Here is a 21,876-nt window from a genome sequence, read left to right as displayed (position 1 = left end):
CGATGAACTTAGCAGGACTAAGATACCACTGCACGAGGGTGTGCCTAAGCACTTAGTCGACCTTTGGATTAGACCATATTGGTAGGTCTGGTTGTTTCGCAACCAGAAGCTGGCCTGAGAACTCAACGCTCTCAGACCAGAGAATTGCTTAGCGCGGTGCCATACGGATTGCGCCATCCAAGCGGATGGTTTCACCGTTCAGCATTGGGTTGGTGCAGATTGCTTCCACCAGCTGAGCGTATTCGTCGCCGCGGCCCAAACGGGACGGGAACGGCACCTGCTGACCGAGTGAGTCCTGCACTTCCTGAGAGAGGCCACGTAGCATTGGAGTTTCGAAGATACCCGGTGCAACAGTCATCACGCGGATGCCGGACTTAGACAAGTCGCGTGCAACAGGCAATGTCAGAGCGGCAATGCCACCTTTAGACGCTGCATAAGCTGCCTGGCCGATCTGACCGTCAAATGCTGCCACAGATGCAGTGGAGATGATCACGCCGCGTTCACCATCTTCTGTCAGTGGCTCAAGATTTGCCATGCGTGTTCCAGCAAACGACGTACAGCGGAATGTGCCGACAAGGTTTACGTTGATCACCGTCTGGAACATATCCATTGGGTGCGGCTCACCACGAGAGGTGGTTTTTGCAACAGGCGCGATACCTGCACAGTTGACGAGAATACGTGTTGGGCCGTGCGCTGCTTCAGCTGCATCCAGACCTGCTTTCACGCTGTCATCGCTGGTGACGTCAACTTTGACGAACTGACCACCAATCTCTTGTGCCAGTGCTTTACCAGCTTCTTCATTCACGTCGAAAAGAGTTACTTTAACGCCATGGCCAGCCAATTTCCGTGCGGTTGCCGCGCCAAGACCTGATGAGCCGCCGGTTACAACGGCTGCAATTTCTTTATTAAGTTGCATGGAATCCCATCCCGATTCATTTTGTTTGCCCCGCTGTCTTTCAAAGCTCCCGCCAAAATTCTTTGAAAGCAGCAAAATGCTGGATTGCGGGTCGGCATGAGAAAATCATTCTCACGCCAAAGCCACAAGGTCTACTTTTCCATTGATTCCCGCAACACACTCAGACTTTAAATCTATCATGTTTCCCTTATACCCTTGTCGTAGAGCCATGGAATAACTTGCACCATCTGTCAGGAACCGCGTGCCCTGGACCTTGTTGGCGGCTTCCAGCTTTGCAGCGCGGTTGACAGCATCACCGATCACGGTGAACTCCAACCGGTCCCGCACACCAACAACTCCAACACTGACCGGACCTGCTGCGACCCCTACACCAACTTCAAATTTCATGGGCCAGCCTGCAGCTTCCAGATCGGCGCACTCTTCCTCCAGAATGTGAGTCAGTTCGACACCTGCTCGCAACGCATCAGCTGCATACGTTTCGCTGTCTGATACAGCGCCGAAGGTTGCAAGAATTCCATCACCAAGGAACTTATCAATTTTGCCTCCCTCTCCCAAAATCACCTTTGCAGCTTTCTTTTGGTAGAGGCTCAAAACCCGCATGGTGGTTTCTGGCGGCAGTTTGGCGGCAGTTTTTGTAAAGGACCGGATGTCTACAAGAAGGATGGCAACATCCCGGATTTCACCGGTTCCAGCCATAAGCCTGCTTTCAGATTCCACAATGGAATTTGCAACTTCCGGCGTGAAAAATCGGCTCAAGTCTTTTACTGCATTCTTTTGGCGAATGGCTGAGAAGAAGGTCCGTCGGGCTCTGAAAATCGAAAGGGCAAGAAGCGCTGTCACTGACAGGATGATTATCAACTTATCCAGCTCTGCCCCGATGAGAACCGCCTCGCCGGTCAGATACTCGATGTAGTTTCGAGTGATGAGTGTTGAGCCACCTTGATAGGTCAGAGCATAGAACACCAACCCTAACCAACCCAGGGCTCCGAAAACGCCAGTGAGGATCACGTATCTTGGATCAAAGCGGAGGGCTCTCAGAGCGATGAACAGGAACAGGTACATCAAGGTCGGGGCCTTGAGGTAAAAAGTGGGATGTTGGGCATACTGGATGTGGAAGGAGAAAATCAATCCGACCAGAAGCGCCACGTCTGCCATGATAGACAGGACCAGATACCAGACCGGCAGGGTGGTTCTGAAAGAGACGTAAATACGAATAAGCGTAAAGACGAGATAACAGGAAAAGGCGATGGGAACGAAGTTGAAGCCCATAGTGCCTTCGGCCCTCGGAGCAAGGGCGTACAGAACAGCAAAAAAGATAATGACGCCAAGCTGGACGATACCGATCAGACGTTCGGAGGCCGCTTCCTGACGCGCTACTTCACTACGCACACGTAAAGGCAAGTCCCCTTCCGGAGCTTTTGGCCCTAAAACACCGCGCTTCAGCTGCTGGTAGAAGTTAGGTTCAGCTTTCTTCTGGTAAGAGATGCCATGGAACTTTTCGCTCAAGTCCACATCCGGCTTTTTCTCAGATCCACGTTTTTTTGAAGGATCGGAATTTTCTGGACCACTTCCAACTGCCACACTTGTCTCCCGTCACACCATTCAACAGGTGTTGCTGGTTTGCTCGCAGTTTCATCCGATCTGTTGCGAGCGACGGGTGAATGAACTTAAGGTTTGAAGACCATCCCTTCAGAGGCCACGATTGCTCGTGGATGCATCTGCTGGGCAGCCAAACCTATCTCGTCCAATTCATCATCCGTGCGACGCGGATCGTGATGAAAGATCACGGGCGTTTTCACGTTGGCGCGCTGGCATATTCCGACCACATGCTCCCATGTGGAATGTCCCCAACCCTTATACTTAGGGTATTCGGCACAGGTGTACATCCCATCCTGGATCACAACATCTGCATCACGGATAAACTCTAGGACAGCTGCATCGTGAGATTCGCTCCCCATTTCGTGATCTGTGATGATGCACATGGACTTACCATTGAACTCCATCCGGTAGCCACAGGCACCGCCAGGATGGTTTAGCGCAACAGTTTTGATTATCAGCCCATTGTCTTTCTTCAGGGTGTCCCCTGCCTTGAAACTTTTAAAGGAAACAGCACTTAGCGTGTTCGCCCCTACCGGGAAAATAGGGGGTGACATGATCCGACAGATGATGTCCTTCAAATCACACGGGTCATTAAAATGGCCTGCGGTTAGACGAATACTGAAATTGGGATCGTACGCAGGCTCAAAGAAAGGCAAACCACAAATGTGGTCGAGATGTGTATGCGTGAAGAGAAGATCGATGTCGCGGTGTGGGCCTTTCATCAACTCTTTGCCCAGATTGCGTGCACCAGACCCACAGTCGACCATCAACAGAACGTCCCCCGCCCGGATTTCAAAGCAGGTTGTTTCTCCGCCGTATCTAAGTGTTTCGGGACCAGCAGCAGCTGTTGAACCGCGAACACCCCAAATTTTAAGAGAAAACTCGTTCAAGTAATCTGGCCTTTCAAGTGGACGCAGGGCGTGCCTGCGCAAGTTCTCTGGTCGTTTTTTCCAATCGCAACGCCAATACACGCATTATCTCGAGCGAAACTTTCGGAAACTCCGCGATGAGCTTCAAAAAATCGTCTTTGGATATTGCCAGAATGTGAGTTGTGCCCACTGACTGTAAGGTCGCTGTTCTTGGCACATCACACAGGATCGCAATCTCACCAATGATGGCATATTGACCGACCCGTGCAACCTCATTTTCATCAACAAACACAGCAACTTCACCGGAAAGGACAACAAATGCACTGTCACCATCATCTCCCTGATGGCACAAATGCTCCCCATCCTGAAACTCCATGCGGTCACTGATGAACGCAAGAAGACGCAGTTTGCTTGGTTCCAATCCCTGAAAGAGAGGGACACGGCTTAAAGCTTGGACTTCTGCATCAATAGTCACATTTCACTCCCAATAACTTGATGAGCATAGCTGAAGTTCTCCCAGCAAACTGTGTTCCAGCTCACATCATCTCGCCTTTGTTTCACCATAGTTCCCAAGACTATCTTTCGATAACCCTCCCATTTTCTAGGTGAAGCGTCGTAGAAAACTCCTCAGCAACACTTTCATTACTTACTCCGAACATGAGAATTTTATCACTCATGAGCTTCCTGAGGTCTTCGCGCAGGGTCTTATCTGTTGAACTTACACTGTTTGCTGTCTCATCCAGAACGTAGATGTGTGCATTCTTCAACAGGGCACGAACCAGACAGATCAACCTACGTTGATGGGAGGATAACTTCGCACCAGCAATGCCCACCTGATAATCGAAGGCAGCGCGGCGAATTGGGGCGATCAGATCTCTTTCACGCACGAGCTCCTGCAGAACTTGTTGTATTTTCTGACGGGCATCGCGGCGGTCTAACCTTGCGTGGCCGAAGACCAGATTGTCCTCGATGCTCAAAGTGGTGAGATAAGTGTCTGGATCAAAGAACTCGAAACGCTCATTGTCTTTGCCCACTGTTTCCATAAACTGTTTCCGAGCTGCAAGGATCTTCTCCCGCATATCATCATCCAAGACACCAAGGCGGTGCTTTGCTGGAATGAGCTTGAGCGCCAGCGCAATCAAACGGGCCCGATCTACATCTTTGAGCCGTTTGCGCCGCTGTTCACCCTTTTGCTCATTCACAATACGGGCAAACTCCGGAAGATCCTCACGACTGATGAAAGAGTACCTGTTCAGCAAATCACTGTCTGCACTCACATCAGCAAACAGTTCGACCATAGTCTTTGCAATTTTCAGTCCGATATCCGCCAGAAGCACATCAAACCCGGTCTCTTTGAGGAAAGCTGAAATCTGCGGGTCTGTCGGAACATGTTCAATGGTCATGAAGTGTACTTTGGGACTTGCAAAAAACAGGTTCTGCGCAAGATTGGCAGACATATTGAATTTTTCAGGGTCCCAGAACTCGACGAGATTTTGAAGTTTCGTGTCATTTTGGATTTTCTCGCGCAAGGCTTTCCGCGCCTCAACCAATTTGGGCATGAGGCCGCCATTGAGCTCTTCAGTCTCGTTTGGATTGATGACTGTCTCAACGCCCAGCAAGTACAGATCACGTGAGAAGCCTGCTACTTTACACAGCTCGAGGGCTTTGTCTTCCAGCTCCTGCATGGAACCTGCATCGGCCAGCTCGTAATCTTCCCAGCGCGCTTTCAAATCAAAGTAAGGATTGAGTGTCATGGCAGCTTCCTTCAACTGACGCTGCCTTTTCCTCAGATCACTGCCTTCGTACTCTACTTTTTCCTGAGGCCGATGACGCAGCCCGTAAAAGAGATTATCGCGAATTGTCCCCGTCCAGACATGCAAATGACCACCCACGTAGGCAATCTGCCGACCCAAGGTCGCTTCTGGCATGCTTTCGAAATTGGTGTTGTTGATGGTGACTGATCCTGACGTGGGGCTCAGCAATCCAGCTGCCATCTGCAACAATTCAGCGCGTCCAGAACCATCCACACCAGAAACAGCCAGTGGTTTACCCGGCTCGACATTAAGTGAAACATTATGCACTTCCTGCCCGGTCCCTACTCCTGATAGCCCTAGTTTATCTAGGGTGAGTGGGCCTGTGAGCACCAGAGATTCATCATCCAGCAGGCGTTGCTTGTCGTAGAGATCAGGTGGGTCGAAGTTTTCAACCACTGTCTGGTATTTGACTGAGACGTCTGCGGTCATTTGGTAGTAGGCCAGCAGCTCTTTCCATGGACCAGCCAGATCCTTGTAGGCTGCAATCACCGCAATCAACGCACCGATGCTGAGCTGCCCTTTGATGACCAGATAGCCGCCGATAAAGTAGAAGAAAAACGGCGTCAGCTGATTCATGAAATTATTGACGAATTTGATGAAGTACTTGCGATTATAGATATCGAAACGAATACGGAAGTTTCGATAGAGTCTGTCTGAGAGGTCTGCTGAATGCCACGCTGAGGTGTCGTTGCTATGAATCTCGGAGATACCTGAGATGCTCTCCCCCACCTTATCGGCGATCACGCGCACATTCTTCACACGTTGGCGAGACAGGCGAACGACCTTCTGTTGAAGCTTGGGGATGATATATCCCTGCACCGGATAAAGTGAGATAGCGGCCAGCCCGAGCAGTGGGTCCTGCATGAAAATAAAGCCGACCTGAACGACCAGCATTCCGCCTTGATAGGCTGGCAAAGCGAAGGCCTCGCCAACAAAACCACCAACATCCTCGACCTCGGCGGTAATCATTGGTATGATCTCGCCGGAGCTGACCTTCTTAAAGTGAGGCAGGCGGAAGCGGAGTACGCGCTGAAACAGCTCAAACCGCAACTGGCGTAGCATCCTCTCACCCAGTCTACCCTTGTAGACATTGAGGTAGAGCTTGATGCAGTTGCTAACAACAACAAGAACCAAAAACAAAATACATAGCACCGCCAGATACTGAATCTGACCGAGCTGCATTCCGAAAAGTTCTACTGGAAAATTGCTACCCTGAATTGCTTCATTGGTAATTGTCTTAGGTAGATCCAGCAGGATGTAACTCACCGGATAGGACAATATGGTGACTAGAAGAATCGCCACTTGATAGCGGGCTGAGTTCTTCCAGATGAATTGGAAAAGCGATTTTTCCATGTCCACTCCGATTAAGCTCAGATCAGGCTAACCCAAACTGAGGCGATGCGATTTACGCTCTAACTGACGCAAGGGAACTTTACGCTTTAAGATCTTAAAAAACGGCATAAACCCGCAAGATCCCTTGGATTTATGGGGGTACTTCTTTGGTGTTTAAACGCTTCAAAGCAGGTTTGACCGTTCCTTGGTGGCCCTCCCCCGCCAAACTGATCTGATGCTGAGGTTTATGCGCAGCAGATGGAATAAGAAGCGCATGACGGTAATGACGCCAAAAATTCTGATTTATAGCCACGACACCTTTGGATTGGGCCATCTGCGGCGGTGCCGCACAATCGCACAATCTTTGGTTGGCTCCTTCCAGGAAATGTCCGTTCTCATCCTTTCAGGATCTCCCATCATTGGTAGTTTCGAGTTTCGTTCCCGGGTCGATTTTGTCCGCATTCCGGGCGTGATCAAACTGCGCAGTGGTGAGTACACTTCGCTCTCCCTACAGCTTGATATCAATGAGACGATCGCCATCCGATCATCCATCATCGAACACACGGCCAAGGTGTTTAAACCTGATATCTTCATCGTCGATAAGGAGCCGCTTGGGCTGCGCGGTGAGGTTCTCCCCTCGCTTCAATACCTTAAGGGGCAAAAAACACGGCTGGTTTTGGGTCTTCGCGATGTGATGGATGACCCGCATGTTCTGAAGGAGGAGTGGCTTCGCAAACGCGCCTACCCTGCTCTCAATGATCTTTATGATGAGATCTGGGTTTACGGCCCTTCAGTGATGAACAATCCATTGGATGGGCTTGGCTTTGACCAGTCGGTGATGGAAAAGACGCTCTTTACCGGCTACCTGCGCCGGTCAATGCCAAGTTCAGCTCAGGATTTCACAGCGCCCTTTGATGGTGCCCCCTATGTGTTGGTGACCCCGGGCGGGGGCGGTGACGGTGTTGAGCTCGTCGATTGGGTCATACGGGCCTATGAAGCACGTTTGCGTCCCTTGTTCCCTGCTCTCATTGTCCTTGGACCTTTCATGAGCAAGGCAGATGTGGAAGCGTTTACAACGCGTGCATCTCATTTGCGCGATGTTGAGATCCTTCGATTTACCCCTGAAATTGAGCCCTACATGGCCAATGCGACTGCTGTGATTGGCATGGGAGGGTACAACACATTCTGCGAGATCCTCTCCTTTGACAATCCAGCCCTTCTGGTTCCACGTGTTGTGCCACGCAGAGAGCAGGCTATTCGAGCTGAGCAAGCCCAGCGGCTGGGTCTTGCGCAAATGCTTCCGATTGACTCATACCCGAGTGTTGAGCTGATGGTGAAAGCATTGGCAAACCTACCATTTATCGCACCGCCGTCTCATGCTCATTCCGAAAACTATCTGGGCGGTTTGGATATTATCAATCTGCGAACTGCCGAAATTCTTGGCATGCGTGAACAGCATTTATCACAACGTCTTGGTCCTCGAGGCGATGTCAAACTGACATATAATGCGGGGTAGTGATGGAAGTTGGTCGCATTGCTGTGGTTGTTAAAGGGTATCCTCGTCTTTCCGAGACCTTTATTGCCCAGGAAATCTACGGTCTGCAGGAACGCGGTGTAGGCCAGCTTATTGTTGCGCTGCGCCACCCCTATGATCCTTATGTGCATGACGTCCACGAGAAGATCACTTCCGACGTGCTTTACCTCACTGAGTATCTCAAGGATGATCTTCCTCGTGTCCAAAAAGCTATGGCATGGGCAAAGAAACAACCGGCATATGCAGCAGCCAGAGCATGTTTTGAAAAAGACCTAGAGAACAAGAAAAATGCAGAGCGCTTCCGCCGATGGGGGCAAGCTTGTGTGATGGCTCATGAACTGCCAGAGGATGTTATCTGGATACACACGCATTACCTTCACAGCCCTTGTAGTGTTGCACGTTATGCGGCTCTGCTCTCGGGGCGTCGCTGGTCATTCTCAGCTCATGCCAAAGACATATGGACCACAGAACGGTGGGAGCTTGAGACAAAACTTGCTGATGCTGTCTGGGGAGTAACCTGTACCAAAGCAAACCTTGCTTACCTGCGTTCCCTTTGCAAGGAACCTGACAAAATCAGTCTTGTTTATCATGGTCTCGATTTTTGCGGATTTCCTGAGGCTCCCCGTCCTGCCACGTTACGGGATGGAACAGGAGCTGACGGCGTTCGGATTATCTCCGTCGGGCGACTGGTAGACAAGAAGGGTTATGACAACTTGCTGCGCGCTTTCAGCAAACTCCCAAAGGACCTGAACTGGCACTTCACTCACATCGGTGGAGGTGAGCTGTCATGTTCACTCAAGGACCTTGGTGTGCAACTTGGTCTGGATGACCGTATATCGTGGCTGGGAGCCCAACCGAGGAAGCTTGTGTTGGAAGAGATGGAAAACGCCGATATATTCGCTCTTGCCTGTCGTGTCTCAAAGTCAGGTGACCGGGACGGTCTGCCGAACGTGGTGATGGAAGCACAAGCTATGGCGTTGCCGTGTGTTTCAACAGAGGTATCTGCTCTTCCTGAAATCATTGAAAGTAATGAGACTGGCCTGCTTTGCCCTGCTGAAGACATCTCAGCCTTATCAGAGGCACTGCAGCTTCTGATCACCCGCCCTTCTGAGCGAGAGCGCATTGGAACCAATGCGTTTGAAAGCGTTCATCGCCGGTTCAGCGCCTCGCCCGGTTTGGATTTTCTGGAGGAGAAGTTCTCGAGAAGTTTGGAGCCCTGCTGATGAAAGTCGCCTTTACAGCGCCCATGAAGCCTATTGACCACCCTGTGCCTTCGGGAGACCGAACCATGGGGCGATTGATCGTGCGAGCATTACATTTGGCGGGGCATGAAGTTGAAATTGCCTCCACTTTTCGCAGCTGGCGCGCTGAGGGTGGTGAGGACGTGACACGCGACGTGAAAGAGCTGGCGCTTACAGAGGCAAAGGCTATCGCAGAGCGCTGGATTGAACACAGTGAAGTGCCTGATGTGTTTCTCACGTATCACCTCTACCACAAAGCACCTGACTGGATCGGCCCGTACCTGTGCGCGAAATTCAACATTCCTTATGTGGTCGTGGAAGCCAGTCGTGCCCCAAAACGACAGGCAGGCAACTGGGCTCTCGGGTTTAATGCAGCTGATGCAGCTCTTGCTCAGGCCAGTCAGGTGGTCGCTCTGACTAAATCTGATGCACAATGCCTGAAAGAGGTCCTGAATGAAGATGTTCTGACGGTTCTGCCACCATTTTTGGAAACTGCAAAGTTTGAGGTCAGTCACAGTGTCACCAAAGGCTCGGCTGATGGAAAGATACGGCTGCTGTGTGCGGGTATGATGCGTGAAGGCGACAAGCAATTTTCATACATGGTGCTTGCTGCCGCCCTGAAACAGATTGCCGATTTGCCATGGCGCCTGACCATTGCCGGAGATGGTCCGGCCCGAGGTGAGATAGAACCGCTGTTTGATCCGGCACGCACCGAGTTTGTCGGGCTCATCCCTTGGCAAGAGATGCCGCGTCTTTACCGGTCTCACGACATTTTTGTCTGGCCTGCCATTCGCGAAGCCTTTGGCTTTGTGTTTCTGGAGGCTCAATCCTGTGGCTTGCCCGTGGTTGGTGGGCGGGTGTTTGGTGTACCTGACATCGTGGAGGAAGGTACCAGTGGTTTGCTTTCAGATGAAGGCGACGCCTCTGCTTTAGCTCAAAACCTGATGTCTCTCATAAAAAACACACACAAGCGGGAGAATATGGGGCTCGCAGCTATAGAAAACATTCACAAAAACCATAGTCTTGAAGCTGGGGCGCGAGGGCTGGATAAGGTGCTCAACGCAGCTCTTGAACATCACAAGTTTAAACGGAGAGTTCACGGAGGCCGATGATGAAAGCCTTCATCCATGTTCAGCACTTACTTGGCTCGGGCCATATCGTCCGGGCAGTGGCGCTTGCCAAGGCGCTGGTTCGTCAAGGCATTGCAGTGACCCTTGCAACTGGGAACCGTATTCCTGACACGCTGAATTGTGACAGCCTTTCGGTTGTCCGGCTGCCTGCTGTGCGTGCCGCCAATGCAAAATTTGATGTTCTGCTGGATGAGCATAACCTCCCAATTGATGAGGCTTGGTGGGAGAAACGCATCACGGCAACGCTTTCTGCCTTTTCCTCTGAGCATTTTGACTTACTGATCACAGAAACCTACCCCTTTGGGCGCAGGATGTTTGCAGCCGAGATGACGCGTCTTCTTGAATGTGCTGGCAGCAAGCTCTCCCCACCCTGGGTTGTTTGCTCTGTACGTGACATTCTGGTGCGCAAGGACGAGTTATGGAAAGAAGAATGGATGGCTTCACAAGCCTCTGCCTTTTATGATCGGATCCTTGTCCATTCAGACCCACAACTCATTACGTTTGATGAGAGTTTTCCGTTCTCAAACAGGGTGAGTTCGCATATCCGCTACACGGGCTATATCAGTGATGACCGTACAACATCCGCACCTTCAATTGACGGTACGGACGAGATTATCGTTTCGTGCGGAGGCGGAGCTGTCGGCTCTGCTTTGTTGCGGGCCGCACTGTCTGCTCCCAACCATATGTCACCCAACATCAGCCATCGGTGGCGCGTGCTTGTTGGACAGGACGTTCCCGACGCTGAGTTCCAACAACTTTCCAGGCACTCCTCACCAGAGCTCATTATTGAGCGGGCTCGAAAAGATTTCCCTGCGCTTTTGAAGAATGCCAAACTTTCTATTTCTCAAGCTGGTTACAACACGGTTGTCGATATCCTGCGTGCAGGCATTCCATCCGTTCTGGTTCCTTTCGCGCAAGAAGCTGAGACAGAGCAAACTCAACGCGCGCTCAGCCTCATGAAACATCACAGAGCTGTGGCTGTGCCCGAAAAAGTGCTCAGCCCTAATACGCTTGCACAAGCAGCACAAAAAGCACTCTCGCTTCCCCCTCCAGACTTACACGTCGCACTCAATGGAGCAGAGATTTCAGCTCAAGTGCTTGCCGCAGATCTTGGCATGGAAACACCCATGGACCATGCGCTCGGGATTATCTGGGAAAGGAACGTTTCTCGTGATCTCTAGTATTGCTCCTGTCTTTGAGCCTGTTCCGGAAAGCAGACACTTCGCAGGTGACGGCCAAGGGGTGTTTGAACATCATCTCACCCAGCACCTCAATTGGTTTGAAGAGCGCGGCCTTATTGTCAAGTTCTGGTGGCGGGACGATGATGCTGTTTCGCCAACTCCTGCGCTTGAAGAATTGCTTGTGTTTTCTGACCGGTTCCGCATTCCGCTTTCGCTTGCCGTTATTCCCAAGTTCGCAACAGATGCACTCGCACAGCGTCTTGCAAACACGCAGGATGTTCATGCCGTTCATCATGGTTGGCAGCATAAGAATTATCAGAAGAAAATATACGGCGAGAAAGCCAGTGAGTTTGGCTGGTGGCGAACGTCTAAGGAAATGGCAAAAGAACTGGCAGAAGGCCGAGAGATCCTGCAAAACTTGTTCGGTGAACGCTTTGTGCCGTTGTTTGTGCCTCCCTGGAACCGAATTGCGCCGCGTGCTGTGCATCTCCTTAAGCAGCAAGGCGATTACGGATTATCCGCATTTACCTGGATCAATCATTTCCGCCTGCCACGCCTCCAAAGCCACGTCGACATCATCAAATGGAAGAAAAACAAACGCTTTATCGGTTGGGAGGCAGCTCGCAAACGGTTAGATCTGCAGCTTTGCCGACGTCGAACCAATGTCGCTGAGCCGATCGGACTGCTGACACATCATCTGGATCATGGTGAAGGCTGCTCTGAGTTTCTGGAGGCATTTTTCAAGCTCACGTCTGCTCACTCTGCAGTTGAATGGCTTAGTTCTCAAGACCTTCTGGATCAAGCAAAACACGATTTTACTTTGGCTGCCGGGCAGGTCTGACCAACCGTAGTTTCCACCCTACATTCTTTGAAAAAGACTTTAACTCAAGGTCATCGAGCACTTGCCAATGATCTGTTTTGTCCGTTTCATCCCAGATCTTCTTAATGGACTTGTTTGCCCCTGATTTTTCTCGAGCTGGCGTGTACATGGAGATTGCAATAACGCCGTCATCTTCAAGAAATTTTGCATAGCGATTGAGTTGCAACTCTGGCTCTTCACAAAAGTAGAGCACTTCATTGAAGACAACTGCTGAGAACGTCTCCTCTGGATTAGCGTTGAAGCTCTCTAGATCAGATTGCACCAGTTGCACATGCTCCTCCCCAACCTTGGCATTGCTTAGTGCAATTTCTGAGAGATCGACACCACAATACTGCTGCAAGCCTGATGACTTGAGATAGTGATACAGAATTGCTTCACCGCAGCCGACATCAAGGACCGCATGTGTTGTTGCTGTTTGCCCAAGCCATGCAGAGAGAATTCCGTAGCGGGCAGCCTCTTTGATATCATTAAGAAAATGCCAGCGACCTGCTTCGTACTGGCGATCCCAATCACCTGAGAGATCTTCCATTATATTGAGGCTCCAGCTACTTATAAGGATCAGCTGCATCGCGCAGCCCGTCGCCCATGAAGTTGAAGGCAAGAACGACAATGATGATCGGAATAACTGGCGCCATCAACCACGGATAAATGGTAACGACGGAGATATTCTGAGCTTCATTGAGAAGAACACCCCAGGATACAGCGGGCCTCCTCAGTCCGAGATTCAAGAAGGACAGAGCCGTTTCACCAAGTATCATCGCCGGTACAGAAAGCGTTGCTGATGCAACAAGGTGACTCGTGAAACCGGGAAGCAAGTGTTTGACGATGATACGGCTTGGGCTAGCCCCCATCAGAGCTGCGGCCTTGGCATATTCTTCTTCTCGCAATGAGAGCAATTTAGATCTGACGGCACGCGCCAAACCCGGCCAGTCCAACAGGCCCAGAATGACCGTCAGGCCGAAGTAAATCCAGACCGGCGACCACGTTATGGGCAAGGCGGCAGATAGAGCCATCCAGAGTGGGAGTTCAGGTAATGAGCGCATAATTTCGATAACGCGTTGAATTGAGCTATCGATCCACCCACCGAAGAAACCAGCAAGTCCGCCGAGCAAGACACCAAGCACCATGGATATGCTTACCCCAACAAGGCCAATGGTGAGAGACAGTCGCGCTCCATAGACGAGGCCTGAGTATTGATCACGCCCCAATCTGTCCGTTCCTGCAATAAACAGCGTCCCGTCTTTCGCGGGGCAAATAACGTGAAGGCTTGCGGGAAACAGGCCCCAGAACTTGTAGGGGTCTCCTTTGCAAAAGAACCGGAGCTTTTGAACTTTTGTGGTGTCTGTTTCATAGACCCACTTCAAATTTTCCAGATCAACTGAAGGGTTCAGACCATACACAAAGGGTCCAACCAACTTGCCTTCATGGAACAAGTGGATGGCTTGTGGTGGAGCAAAGAGGAAATCTACGTTTCGCTTTGCCACCGGATAAGGTGCAATAATTTCTGCAAAAGGGACGCATAGGTAGAAGAAGAAGAGGACGATCACTGAGATCACGGCCAGCTTATGCTTGCGGAACTTCCACCAGATGATTTTCCATTGTGGCGCCTGATAGTATCTCTCCTGCTCTCGGGTCAGGATCTCTACATCCTTGGGATCAAAGCCCTTTGGGTTGACGTAGTGCTCTGCTTTGTCCTCTCCACGTTCGCCCGGGCTCATTGTCTTGACCCTTCTTTTCCAAGGCGAATTCGTGGATCCAGATAACCAAGCAAGACATCAGAGACCAACATGCCAATCAGTGTGAGGATGGAAACGAAGAGGAGGATAAACCCTGCAAGGAACTGATCCTGCGATTGAAGCGCACCAAGAAGGACAGGACCGACAGTGGGAAGGTTGAGGACAACAGAAACAATAACCGAGCCTGACACAAGCGAGGGAATTAGATTACCTATATCCGCTATGAATGGGTTGAGAGCGACACGAAGGGGATATTTGACGAGGAGTTTGCTTTCTCGCATTCCCTTTGAACGAGCGGTGGTGACGTATTGCTTATAGATTTCATCCAGCAAGTTAGCGCGTAATCGGCGGATCATGGCAGCTGTGCCGGATGTTCCGATGACAATCACCGGAACAATAAGATGTGCCACAATAGACAGGGCTTTACCGCCGCTCAAGGGTTCGCCAATGTAGTGCTCCTCCATGATGCCCCCTACCGTCAGTCCAAACCAGCTGTTGGCCAAATACATTAAAACCAATGCCAATAAGAAGTTAGGGGTCGCTAGGCCGAGATACCCAATAAGTGTGAAGGTGTAATCTCCTACCGAATACTGATGTGTCGCGGAGTAAATGCCGATGGGAAAGGCAACGCAGTAAATGAAGAGGATCGTAGCAAGGTTGAGCGCAACTGTAAGCGGTAATGTTGGGCCAACCACTTCACCGACTGGCTGGTCATACTCAAAGGACCAGCCCCAATTGCCCTGAATTAGTCCATCAAACCCATTGGGTCCGGGCCAGAGCCCCACCCAAATTCCGTAACGCTCCACAAACGGCCTATCAAGAGCGAACTCTTTGCGCAGAAACTCCAGTCTGCCAATGGAAGCACTTTCTCCGGTTGAGCGAAGCATGGAGATCTGGTTGGAGATGTAATCCCCTTCCGGCAATTCAATGATGAAGAAAACCAGGAAACTGATGGCAGCAAGCGTTGGTATCATCACCAACAGCCGCCGCAGGATGTAATTGAGCACCCGCTTCCCTTTCTTTTCTCACACCACTCGTGGGAGAAGTCTAAAGGAGCTCTCTTGGCTTTCTCTGAGAAAATCTAATCAGGTTTGAGAAGCCCTATTAGCCCGCGCTTAAGGCAAGTGAAAAAATCAATGAGGGAGATCGTCTTCATCCGGTAAGAGGTCTTCAAAAAAGAAGAGATCCATGCGGTGGATGCCGAACTGAGCACCGGGATCCCATCCATAAATGCCCATTTCAGGTACATTCAAAAGCCCCTTAACAACCACCGGCTGCCGGACAGCATTGACCAGACCGATATGAATTGTTTCATCTGCGTGAATCTGCAGGATTTGCTCCCAGATCATATCCCGTTCTTCAAAACTACTGCTCACGAGCCATTGATCAAAGAGTTCAATCAAACGGATTGCAGGGGGCCAGTCAGGTTTAACACCTGCGTGTCCGTCACTCTCATAGTAGTTGCCCCATGGAGCCCATGAGAGAAAATCTTCGCGCGTGGGAGCATAATCTATCGGCGGCATATCTGCTGTTGGTACACCGTTTTCAAAACCGGACCAGACAGACATCATCAAAGTACCAGAGAGCGCACGAGCCCGGATCGTGTCGCGCTGGCTTGGGCGGATAAAAGCAGAAACACCGATTTCCTTCCAGGTTTCTGCAACAAGTTCCAGCGCATCATCCTGTTCAGCACTCTCGCCTGTGGTCTCAATAATGAGTTGCAGCGGGCGTCCGTCTTCCAGCAAGCGTACGCCGTCTCCTCGCCGATCAGTCAGTCCAATATCATCCAGCAACTGATTAGCAAGGTCTGGATTAAATTCCACCCAGGCCGTTTGAAAATCTGGCTGATACAGCGGAGAAATGTTGAGAACCGTATCGTTGCCAGCTCTCCCCAAACCAAAATAAAGCACTTTATTTATGAGCTCACGATCGATGCCCAACGAGAGCGCATGGCGAAATCTGCGGTCCTGCATGAGTTTGCGCCATGTTGGGTCTTTGACGCTAAGGTTGGGCAGGATCGAAATCTCAGATCCCTTGGAATTGAGCCAGAGACGGGTGTCATAATCCTGTGTCTGTTCACCACGTTTAAGAACGGAAATATCAGAGAACCCAAGTCCACGTGCCTGCAAATCACTTTCACCAGCCAGCGCCTTTGCTGGAATAAGTTTACCATCCACCACATCCATAATTATGCGGTCGATATAGGGAAGTTGCTGGCCTGCACTGTCTACGCGATGGAAGAACGGATTACGCTCCATAACTGCTCTGCGATCCCCCGAAGTGTTTCGTGGCACCCATGGCTGCAATGTGGGGATATGCGGATTGGATGCGCCGTACATGTCGTCCATGCGGTTGAACAAAGGTGCCCACCCGCGCACTTTCTCAATACGAGCGATCTGCCTGATAAATTCCGGATTTCCATATTCTTCATGGAACTGCTTCATGTAAGCAGCTGGCCGGTAAATGAACGGCGGGCGTGCTTTTGCAAGTTCTTGCAGGAACAGAGGATTTGGCTCATGCCACTCAAAACGAACAGTCGTCTCATCAATAACTGAGAACTCAGGACCTTCACCATCCACCAGCATGAACCCTGGTAGGCCGATGGGGTTCAGTTCCTCGTTTAGGGCGACATCTTCAAACCAAAACCGAAAGTCTTCTGCATTAAAGGAACTGCCATCAGACCATTTATGGCCTTCACGCAGATTTAGAGTGAAGACCTTGTCATAGTGATTGTCTACGCTCTCCAAAATGTCTGGATTTAACTCGAGGTTTTCATTGTACCCAACCAGCCTTGCATAGCCCCACACATTGATCAGGCGCACGTCTTTAGGCCGCGAAATGAGCGTATGCAGCGCACCACCCTGCACTCCGATTACGCGGCCAATATCATCAGGGTAGGTCACAAGTGGTTCTTTGGGAACACGATCTACGATAGATGGCAGGCCCGGCGGAATTCCCGGAGTTTCCTTCAGGACCAAAGCCGCAGAGACCGTGGGCACTGCGAGACTGATAAGCATAACAACCGTCGGGAGGAGGCCAAATTTTCTCATATATGGCTCCCCCCTAAACCGACGATATCACGCATACTTTCCATTCCCGGAGCACATACCCAATGATCTGTCTCAATCTCAACCAAATACGGTACGGTTGAGTAGCGCATCCGGTAGGGCGAAGGCCATTGTGTTGGGTCTGAGCTTGCGGTTCCTGCCAGAGATGAAAAATCCAGTTTGTGGTCCAAAGAGGGTTCTGGCACTGCTTTGAGAAGTGTACGCGTATAGGGATGGATCGGATTATCTATGATCTGCCGCGTTGGTCCGACTTCGACAACCTTGCCCTTGCACATAACTGCTATGCGATCAGAAATGTAGTCAACCACAGCAAGGTTGTGGCTGACAAAAACATAGGTCAGGCCCAACTCATCTTTGAGGTCTTTGAGAAGGTTCAAGATCTGTGCCTGAACGGAGACATCAAGCGCTGATGTTGGTTCATCGCAAATTAAGAACTCCGGATTTAGCGCCAGAGCTCTTGCGATCCCAATACGTTGTCTTTGGCCACCGGAGAAGGAATGCGGGTAACGACGCAGATATCTTGGCGACAAGCCGACAAGATCAATCAGTTCCCGGATGCGCGCTCCTTGGCTGAGGCTGTCGCCCATACGGTGTATGACGAGCGGCTCCTGCAGAATCTCGTTGAGTGTTCGGCGTGGGTTTAACGAAGAAAACGGGTCCTGAAAGATAATCTGAGCCCGTTTACGGTATTGGAAGAGCTCTTTTTCAGAGAAGCCCTGAATATCGCGTGGGCCGTCCTCAGTGGTGTAGGAAATTTTGCCACGCGTCAAAGGAAAAGCTCGCAACATAGCAAGGGCGGCTGTGGTTTTTCCGGAACCTGACTCTCCAACAATACCAAGGCATTCGCCCCTACGGACCGTCAAAGATACATTGTCGAGTGCGGTTGTCATACCTCTGCGTTTTTTACCGCGCAGGTTCTTGAATGTGAAGTTCTTACAAACGCCTTCCAGCTCGATGAGCGGCGTTCCACGGAATGCGTGAGCTTTGCCAACCGGACTTGGCTGAAAGTCGGAATGATGCGTGCGGGGTTTGATTGGGCGGATTGGAACAAGACGCTCATCCGGCTCCATAGAAAGCGATGGAACCGCGTTGAGCAGCGCTTTCAGATAAGGGTGTTGCGGGGTCAGGAACAGGTCTTCAACGCTGCCTTTTTCCATGACTTCACCGTTGTAGACCACGACAACCTCATCGGCCATGTTTGTGACTACACCAAAATCATGCGTAATCATGAGCAGTGTCATGTTCAGTTCAGCTTGTACTTCCTTAATCAGCTTCAGAATTTCGGCCTGAATGGTAACATCCAGCGCAGTTGTCGGCTCATCTGCGATAAGAAGCGTGGGGCGGCAGATCATCGCCATGGCTATGAGTGCGCGTTGCCGTAAGCCGCCAGAGAGCTCAAATGGATAGGCACGGATTGCGCGCTCGGGCTCGGGGAAATGAACCAGACGCAACATATCCTTGGTCAGTTCCTGGGCTTCTTTAGTGCCAACAAAGCGGTGCAGTTTTGCTGCTTCGCTGATCTGATCTCCAATGGTGTGCAGTGGTGAGAGCGAGACCATGGGCTCTTGAAAGATCATTGCAATCTGATCACCGCGAATGGCGCGCATGGCAGGACCAGCCGGAGGCAGTTTTGCAATGTCTACTTTCTCACCGTTTTTGCGATTGTCCCGAAATAAAATTTGACCTGATGTGATGCGAGATTTTGCAGGAAGGATCCCCATAACCGCCCTGGAGATCACAGTCTTGCCAGACCCTGACTCACCAACCAAAGCGACGCATTTGTTTTCCGGGACACTAAAAGACACATCGCGGACAACTTGGTGATGCCCTTCGTCTCCATGAAACTCTACCGACAACCCTTTGACGTCAAGCAGGTTCACGTGCGTCCCTTCCTCACTGGTCTGTTGCTAGCGCACGCGAGAAAACCTTTCGCGGCTTTCACACTAGAACAGGGCTTTCTTTCAATGAGGTTGGGTTACGTGGCACACTTAAATTAAACTAGAAGACAATGCCGGGATTATCAGTCGTCGCATATGGTCGAGTTGAGCTGCCAAACCTCGACTTTGCCCTTCCGGCCACGAATGTCATGGCTACCGCGATGGGTTACGTTATCGGGTCGGCCTGCTCTCTCAACAGTTTCACCGCTCAACACCACACATGCTCCTTTAACGGAGGAGATGGTGCCACCCAGACTTTGCAGGCGACTGCACACATTCACGGCATCGCCAACAATGGTGTAGTTCCAACGTTCGACCGCCCCTACATTGCCAACAATTACTGGGCCTGTGTGAATGGCAATCCGCACATTCAAAGCATTTTCGGGTGTAACTGCATTGGCTTGCTGGATAGCGCTGACCATATCTTCTGCAGCGGAGATTGCGCGGCGGGCATGATCTTCCATCTCGTTTGGTGCACCCCAGAATGCGAGCATGCCGTCGCCGACGAACTTATCGACAGTCCCTTGATGAGCCTCCACAGCAGACACAAGCAGTTTGAAGTGATCATTGAGCAGACCAGCCACTTCGCCAGCGCTTCTGTGTTCGGAGATCGACGTGAAGCCTTCAATGTCCGTAAACAGGATCGTCAGTTCAGCTTCTTTCGCTTTGGCTGCGCGGTCGATCCCCATAGCCATCAACTTGGAATAGAGCGACTTTGGAATATACCGGCTCATGGCTTGTAAGCCGCTGGTGCTGGCATTCATTGCGGACGTAATCTGATCTACTTCACGAATATGACTGCGTGGCAGTGGTTCAAGATGCTCAAACTCCAGAGCACCGAACTTTTGAGCGCGTGCAGCAATGCCTTTCAGCGGCGATGACAGACGACGCGCGAAGAAGATCGCCACAAGTGCGGACAGGAACACAACAGCCACGCCAGCAAAGACCGAGTTAATCAGACGGGTGAACTCATCATAACGCGAGTTTGCCAACTGATATTCACCGACGTAGTAGACCTCGCCATCTGGTGAAACAAGCTTTTGTAAAACAAGAACATACATGTCCTCGCCATCGTAAATCAAATGCAGTTCAACGCCTCGTTTGCGCGCACGCTGACTAAAGGGCTGAGCTTTACTGCCCTCGAACTTTGCAAGAACGGGATCTCCAAACTCTGTGACATGCGCCAGCAGATTGTGCTGTTGCAGCTCATTGGTTGGAGAGGAATACGCGAGCACCCGATTTTTGTCAGTCAGGATAAAGCGAGTGACATCCTCTTCGTCTACTTCGTTTCCAATTCCATCTTCTTTTGAAGAGGCGAGGACCGAGCCAACACCCTTCATCGTGATAATTGCGGAAACGTAGCCGATCGTCTCTCCATCAAACTTGATAGCGCTTGTCGCCGTTGCAAATGGATCTTCACCAGATGCGTAGAAATCTCCCCAGAATGGGTCTTCAGCAGTTTGCGCATCGATGCTTTGCATTCTGGAGAATTCAAACAGATCTTGTTCAGGCTGGAATGGGATCAGATCTTGCCGGTTTTCGGCGTGACGCAAGCCCCAGACTGTTCCATTGGGCAGTGACAACACTAAGCCTTCGACACTTTTCACCCCGAACAGTACGCCACGAAACGTCTGGCGGGCACGAAAGATCGCATTTTGCGCCGTTGGCTGTTCTTCCGCATAAACTTTGATTGCATGTACCGAGGAGAATGCCGGGGTCATATAGGCACTCAAGGCATTGTTGATTGCCTCGGTGGACATGATCGACGCTTTTTCGATCAAGCTTCGGGTGTTCTTCAGATTGGTATGAACAGACATGTACAGCACAATACCGCCGCACAAGGTCACAACAGTCACGAAGGTTAGGCTCACCAACCACGTCAATGACAACTTGTAATAGCACCGCCGTATGCCGATTGCTTTACGCCTGATCCTATTCCAAAGTTTCAAACCGTGACCCACCTGTGTGAGGAATGCCAGCCCGTTAAACCACTCCCCGGACCGAGGGTCAAACTGCCTTCCTGCACATGGTGTCGCTAGTCTTTATTCTACTGCTTCTTTGCCTAATTCTCTCAATATCTCATTTCTATGCTCATCGAGAGCTGGTGCACCCTTCTCCAGTTTCAGCTTAGAATTAGTAAACCGAATTGGCGTACGGACATAGGTTTGCTCGCCTTGATGCTTAGATGTTGTTGGCAAGTTGACTTTCATTTGCCGGTGTTCAATTTGCGGATCCTGCAAAACATCAGCAACTGTATTGATCGGACCTGCCGGAACGCCGCGTTCTTCCATTTTTGACAGGAGTTCATCCCGATTGAAGTTCAGCACGAGAGCCTGAAGCTTTTCTGTTAATTCCTCGCGGTGCTTCACACGAGACGGGTTGGTGGCATAGCGCTCGTCCTCAGACAGTTCTTCCTGCCTGAGAATCTTGCAGAAGTTCGCAAACTGAGTGTCGTTGCCAACCGCCACAATGAGATGACCATCTTTCACTTCGAATACCTGATATGGAACGATGTTTGGATGAGCATTGCCCATACGGCTAGGGACATTGCCGCTGCTTAGATAATTCATCGCCTGATTGGCCAAAACACCGACCTGAGCATCCAGCAAAGCCATATCGATCCATTCGCCTTCACCGAT

At 50.9% G+C, this 21,876-nt stretch carries 17 protein-coding genes; 5 read left to right on the top strand and 12 right to left on the bottom strand.

The genetic code is table 11. From position 1 onward, the window contains the following. Window positions 1–148: 148 nt before the first annotated feature. The 5 genes from PPL9_RS28710 to PPL9_RS28690 form a co-directional block, all read right to left on the bottom strand. The gene (locus PPL9_RS28710) at window positions 149–916 is read right to left on the bottom strand and encodes an SDR family NAD(P)-dependent oxidoreductase (RefSeq protein ID WP_057465964.1); all 768 of its coding nucleotides are present in this window, start codon (window positions 914–916) and stop codon (window positions 149–151) included. 111 nt (window positions 917–1,027) lie between these two features. Then, entirely contained in the window at window positions 1,028–2,497 is a 1,470-nt protein-coding gene (locus tag PPL9_RS28705; RefSeq protein WP_057465918.1) for an adenylate/guanylate cyclase domain-containing protein, read from the bottom strand. Window positions 2,498–2,583: 86 nt separating this feature from the next. Continuing rightward, window positions 2,584–3,405: an MBL fold metallo-hydrolase gene (locus tag PPL9_RS28700; RefSeq protein WP_057465917.1), complete on the bottom strand. Its 822-nt coding sequence runs from the start codon at window positions 3,403–3,405 to the stop codon at window positions 2,584–2,586. Between the two features lie 13 nt (window positions 3,406–3,418). Next, window positions 3,419–3,859: a cyclic nucleotide-binding domain-containing protein gene (locus PPL9_RS28695; RefSeq protein ID WP_208989704.1), complete on the bottom strand. Its 441-nt coding sequence runs from the start codon at window positions 3,857–3,859 to the stop codon at window positions 3,419–3,421. A gap of 100 nt (window positions 3,860–3,959) precedes the next feature. Next, the gene (locus PPL9_RS28690) at window positions 3,960–6,551 is read right to left on the bottom strand and encodes an ABC transporter ATP-binding protein/permease (RefSeq protein ID WP_057465916.1); all 2,592 of its coding nucleotides are present in this window, start codon (window positions 6,549–6,551) and stop codon (window positions 3,960–3,962) included. Between the two features lie 253 nt (window positions 6,552–6,804). Here PPL9_RS28690 and PPL9_RS28685 point away from each other — a divergent pair, with 253 nt between their 5' ends. From PPL9_RS28685 to PPL9_RS28665, 5 genes are read left to right on the top strand one after another with little or no spacing between them, the layout of a single operon-like run. Continuing rightward, window positions 6,805–8,046, top strand: a complete 1,242-nt coding sequence (locus PPL9_RS28685; RefSeq protein WP_057465963.1) for a glycosyltransferase — start codon at window positions 6,805–6,807, stop codon at window positions 8,044–8,046. 2 nt (window positions 8,047–8,048) lie between these two features. Next, a complete protein-coding gene (locus tag PPL9_RS28680; protein WP_057465915.1) occupies window positions 8,049–9,287 on the top strand; it encodes a glycosyltransferase family 4 protein in 1,239 nt (412 codons plus the stop codon). Next, window positions 9,287–10,417, top strand: a complete 1,131-nt coding sequence (locus PPL9_RS28675) for a glycosyltransferase family 4 protein (protein WP_057465914.1) — start codon at window positions 9,287–9,289, stop codon at window positions 10,415–10,417. Before PPL9_RS28680 ends, PPL9_RS28675 begins: the two co-directional genes overlap by 1 nt. Continuing rightward, window positions 10,417–11,616, top strand: coding sequence for a glycosyltransferase (locus PPL9_RS28670; protein ID WP_057465962.1), 1,200 nt, complete (start codon window positions 10,417–10,419; stop codon window positions 11,614–11,616). Before PPL9_RS28675 ends, PPL9_RS28670 begins: the two co-directional genes overlap by 1 nt. Beyond that, the gene (locus tag PPL9_RS28665) at window positions 11,606–12,457 is read left to right on the top strand and encodes a polysaccharide deacetylase family protein (protein WP_208989703.1); all 852 of its coding nucleotides are present in this window, start codon (window positions 11,606–11,608) and stop codon (window positions 12,455–12,457) included. Before PPL9_RS28670 ends, PPL9_RS28665 begins: the two co-directional genes overlap by 11 nt. On the opposite strand, the gene PPL9_RS28660 is transcribed toward PPL9_RS28665, so the two are convergent. The 7 genes from PPL9_RS28660 to PPL9_RS28630 all read right to left on the bottom strand — a co-directional run. After that, window positions 12,432–13,025, bottom strand: coding sequence for a class I SAM-dependent methyltransferase (locus PPL9_RS28660; protein WP_057465913.1), 594 nt, complete (start codon window positions 13,023–13,025; stop codon window positions 12,432–12,434). The genes PPL9_RS28665 and PPL9_RS28660 overlap by 26 nt on opposite strands. A 16-nt stretch (window positions 13,026–13,041) precedes the next feature. Continuing rightward, window positions 13,042–14,214 (bottom strand): ABC transporter permease, encoded by a 1,173-nt coding sequence (locus PPL9_RS28655; RefSeq protein WP_057465912.1) that lies wholly within the window; start codon window positions 14,212–14,214, stop codon window positions 13,042–13,044. Next, on the bottom strand, window positions 14,211–15,239 hold the full coding sequence (locus tag PPL9_RS28650; protein WP_057465911.1) for an ABC transporter permease: 1,029 nt from the start codon (window positions 15,237–15,239) through the stop codon (window positions 14,211–14,213). Before PPL9_RS28650 ends, PPL9_RS28655 begins: the two co-directional genes overlap by 4 nt. Before the next feature lie 126 nt (window positions 15,240–15,365). Further along, window positions 15,366–17,282 carry an ABC transporter substrate-binding protein gene (locus tag PPL9_RS28645; RefSeq protein ID WP_057465910.1) on the bottom strand — a complete coding sequence of 639 codons (1,917 nt, stop codon included), beginning with the start codon at window positions 17,280–17,282 and terminating at the stop codon, window positions 15,366–15,368. Then, a complete protein-coding gene (locus tag PPL9_RS28640; RefSeq protein ID WP_057465909.1) occupies window positions 17,279–19,180 on the bottom strand; it encodes an ABC transporter ATP-binding protein in 1,902 nt (633 codons plus the stop codon). Before PPL9_RS28640 ends, PPL9_RS28645 begins: the two co-directional genes overlap by 4 nt. A gap of 140 nt (window positions 19,181–19,320) precedes the next feature. Further along, window positions 19,321–21,108, bottom strand: coding sequence for an adenylate/guanylate cyclase domain-containing protein (locus PPL9_RS28635; protein WP_208989702.1), 1,788 nt, complete (start codon window positions 21,106–21,108; stop codon window positions 19,321–19,323). A 171-nt stretch (window positions 21,109–21,279) separates the two neighbouring features. Beyond that, window positions 21,280–21,876, bottom strand: a 597-nt coding sequence (locus PPL9_RS28630; protein ID WP_161831497.1) for a CaiB/BaiF CoA-transferase family protein, incomplete at its 5' end; no start/stop codon positions are given.

The organism is Pseudovibrio sp. POLY-S9, from assembly GCF_001431305.1.
In the GTDB taxonomy this organism is placed as follows: Bacteria; Pseudomonadota; Alphaproteobacteria; order Rhizobiales; family Stappiaceae; genus Pseudovibrio.
Note: the sequence above shows the minus strand (reverse complement) of the source record. Positions and strands in the feature narration are given on the sequence as shown.

Excerpts from the sequence above, each read along its gene's own strand:
- PPL9_RS28710 (WP_057465964.1), bottom strand. The coding sequence starts at position 916 with ATGCAACTTAATAAAGAAATTGCAGCCGTTGTAACCGGCGGCTCATCA.
- PPL9_RS28690 (WP_057465916.1), bottom strand. The coding sequence starts at position 6,551 with ATGGAAAAATCGCTTTTCCAATTCATCTGGAAGAACTCAGCCCGCTAT.
- PPL9_RS28685 (WP_057465963.1), top strand. The coding sequence starts at position 6,805 with ATGACGGTAATGACGCCAAAAATTCTGATTTATAGCCACGACACCTTT.
- PPL9_RS28680 (WP_057465915.1), top strand. The coding sequence starts at position 8,049 with ATGGAAGTTGGTCGCATTGCTGTGGTTGTTAAAGGGTATCCTCGTCTT.
- PPL9_RS28675 (WP_057465914.1), top strand. The coding sequence starts at position 9,287 with ATGAAAGTCGCCTTTACAGCGCCCATGAAGCCTATTGACCACCCTGTG.
- PPL9_RS28670 (WP_057465962.1), top strand. The coding sequence starts at position 10,417 with ATGAAAGCCTTCATCCATGTTCAGCACTTACTTGGCTCGGGCCATATC.
- PPL9_RS28660 (WP_057465913.1), bottom strand. The coding sequence starts at position 13,025 with ATGGAAGATCTCTCAGGTGATTGGGATCGCCAGTACGAAGCAGGTCGC.
- PPL9_RS28655 (WP_057465912.1), bottom strand. The coding sequence starts at position 14,214 with ATGAGCCCGGGCGAACGTGGAGAGGACAAAGCAGAGCACTACGTCAAC.
- PPL9_RS28645 (WP_057465910.1), bottom strand. The coding sequence starts at position 17,282 with ATGAGAAAATTTGGCCTCCTCCCGACGGTTGTTATGCTTATCAGTCTC.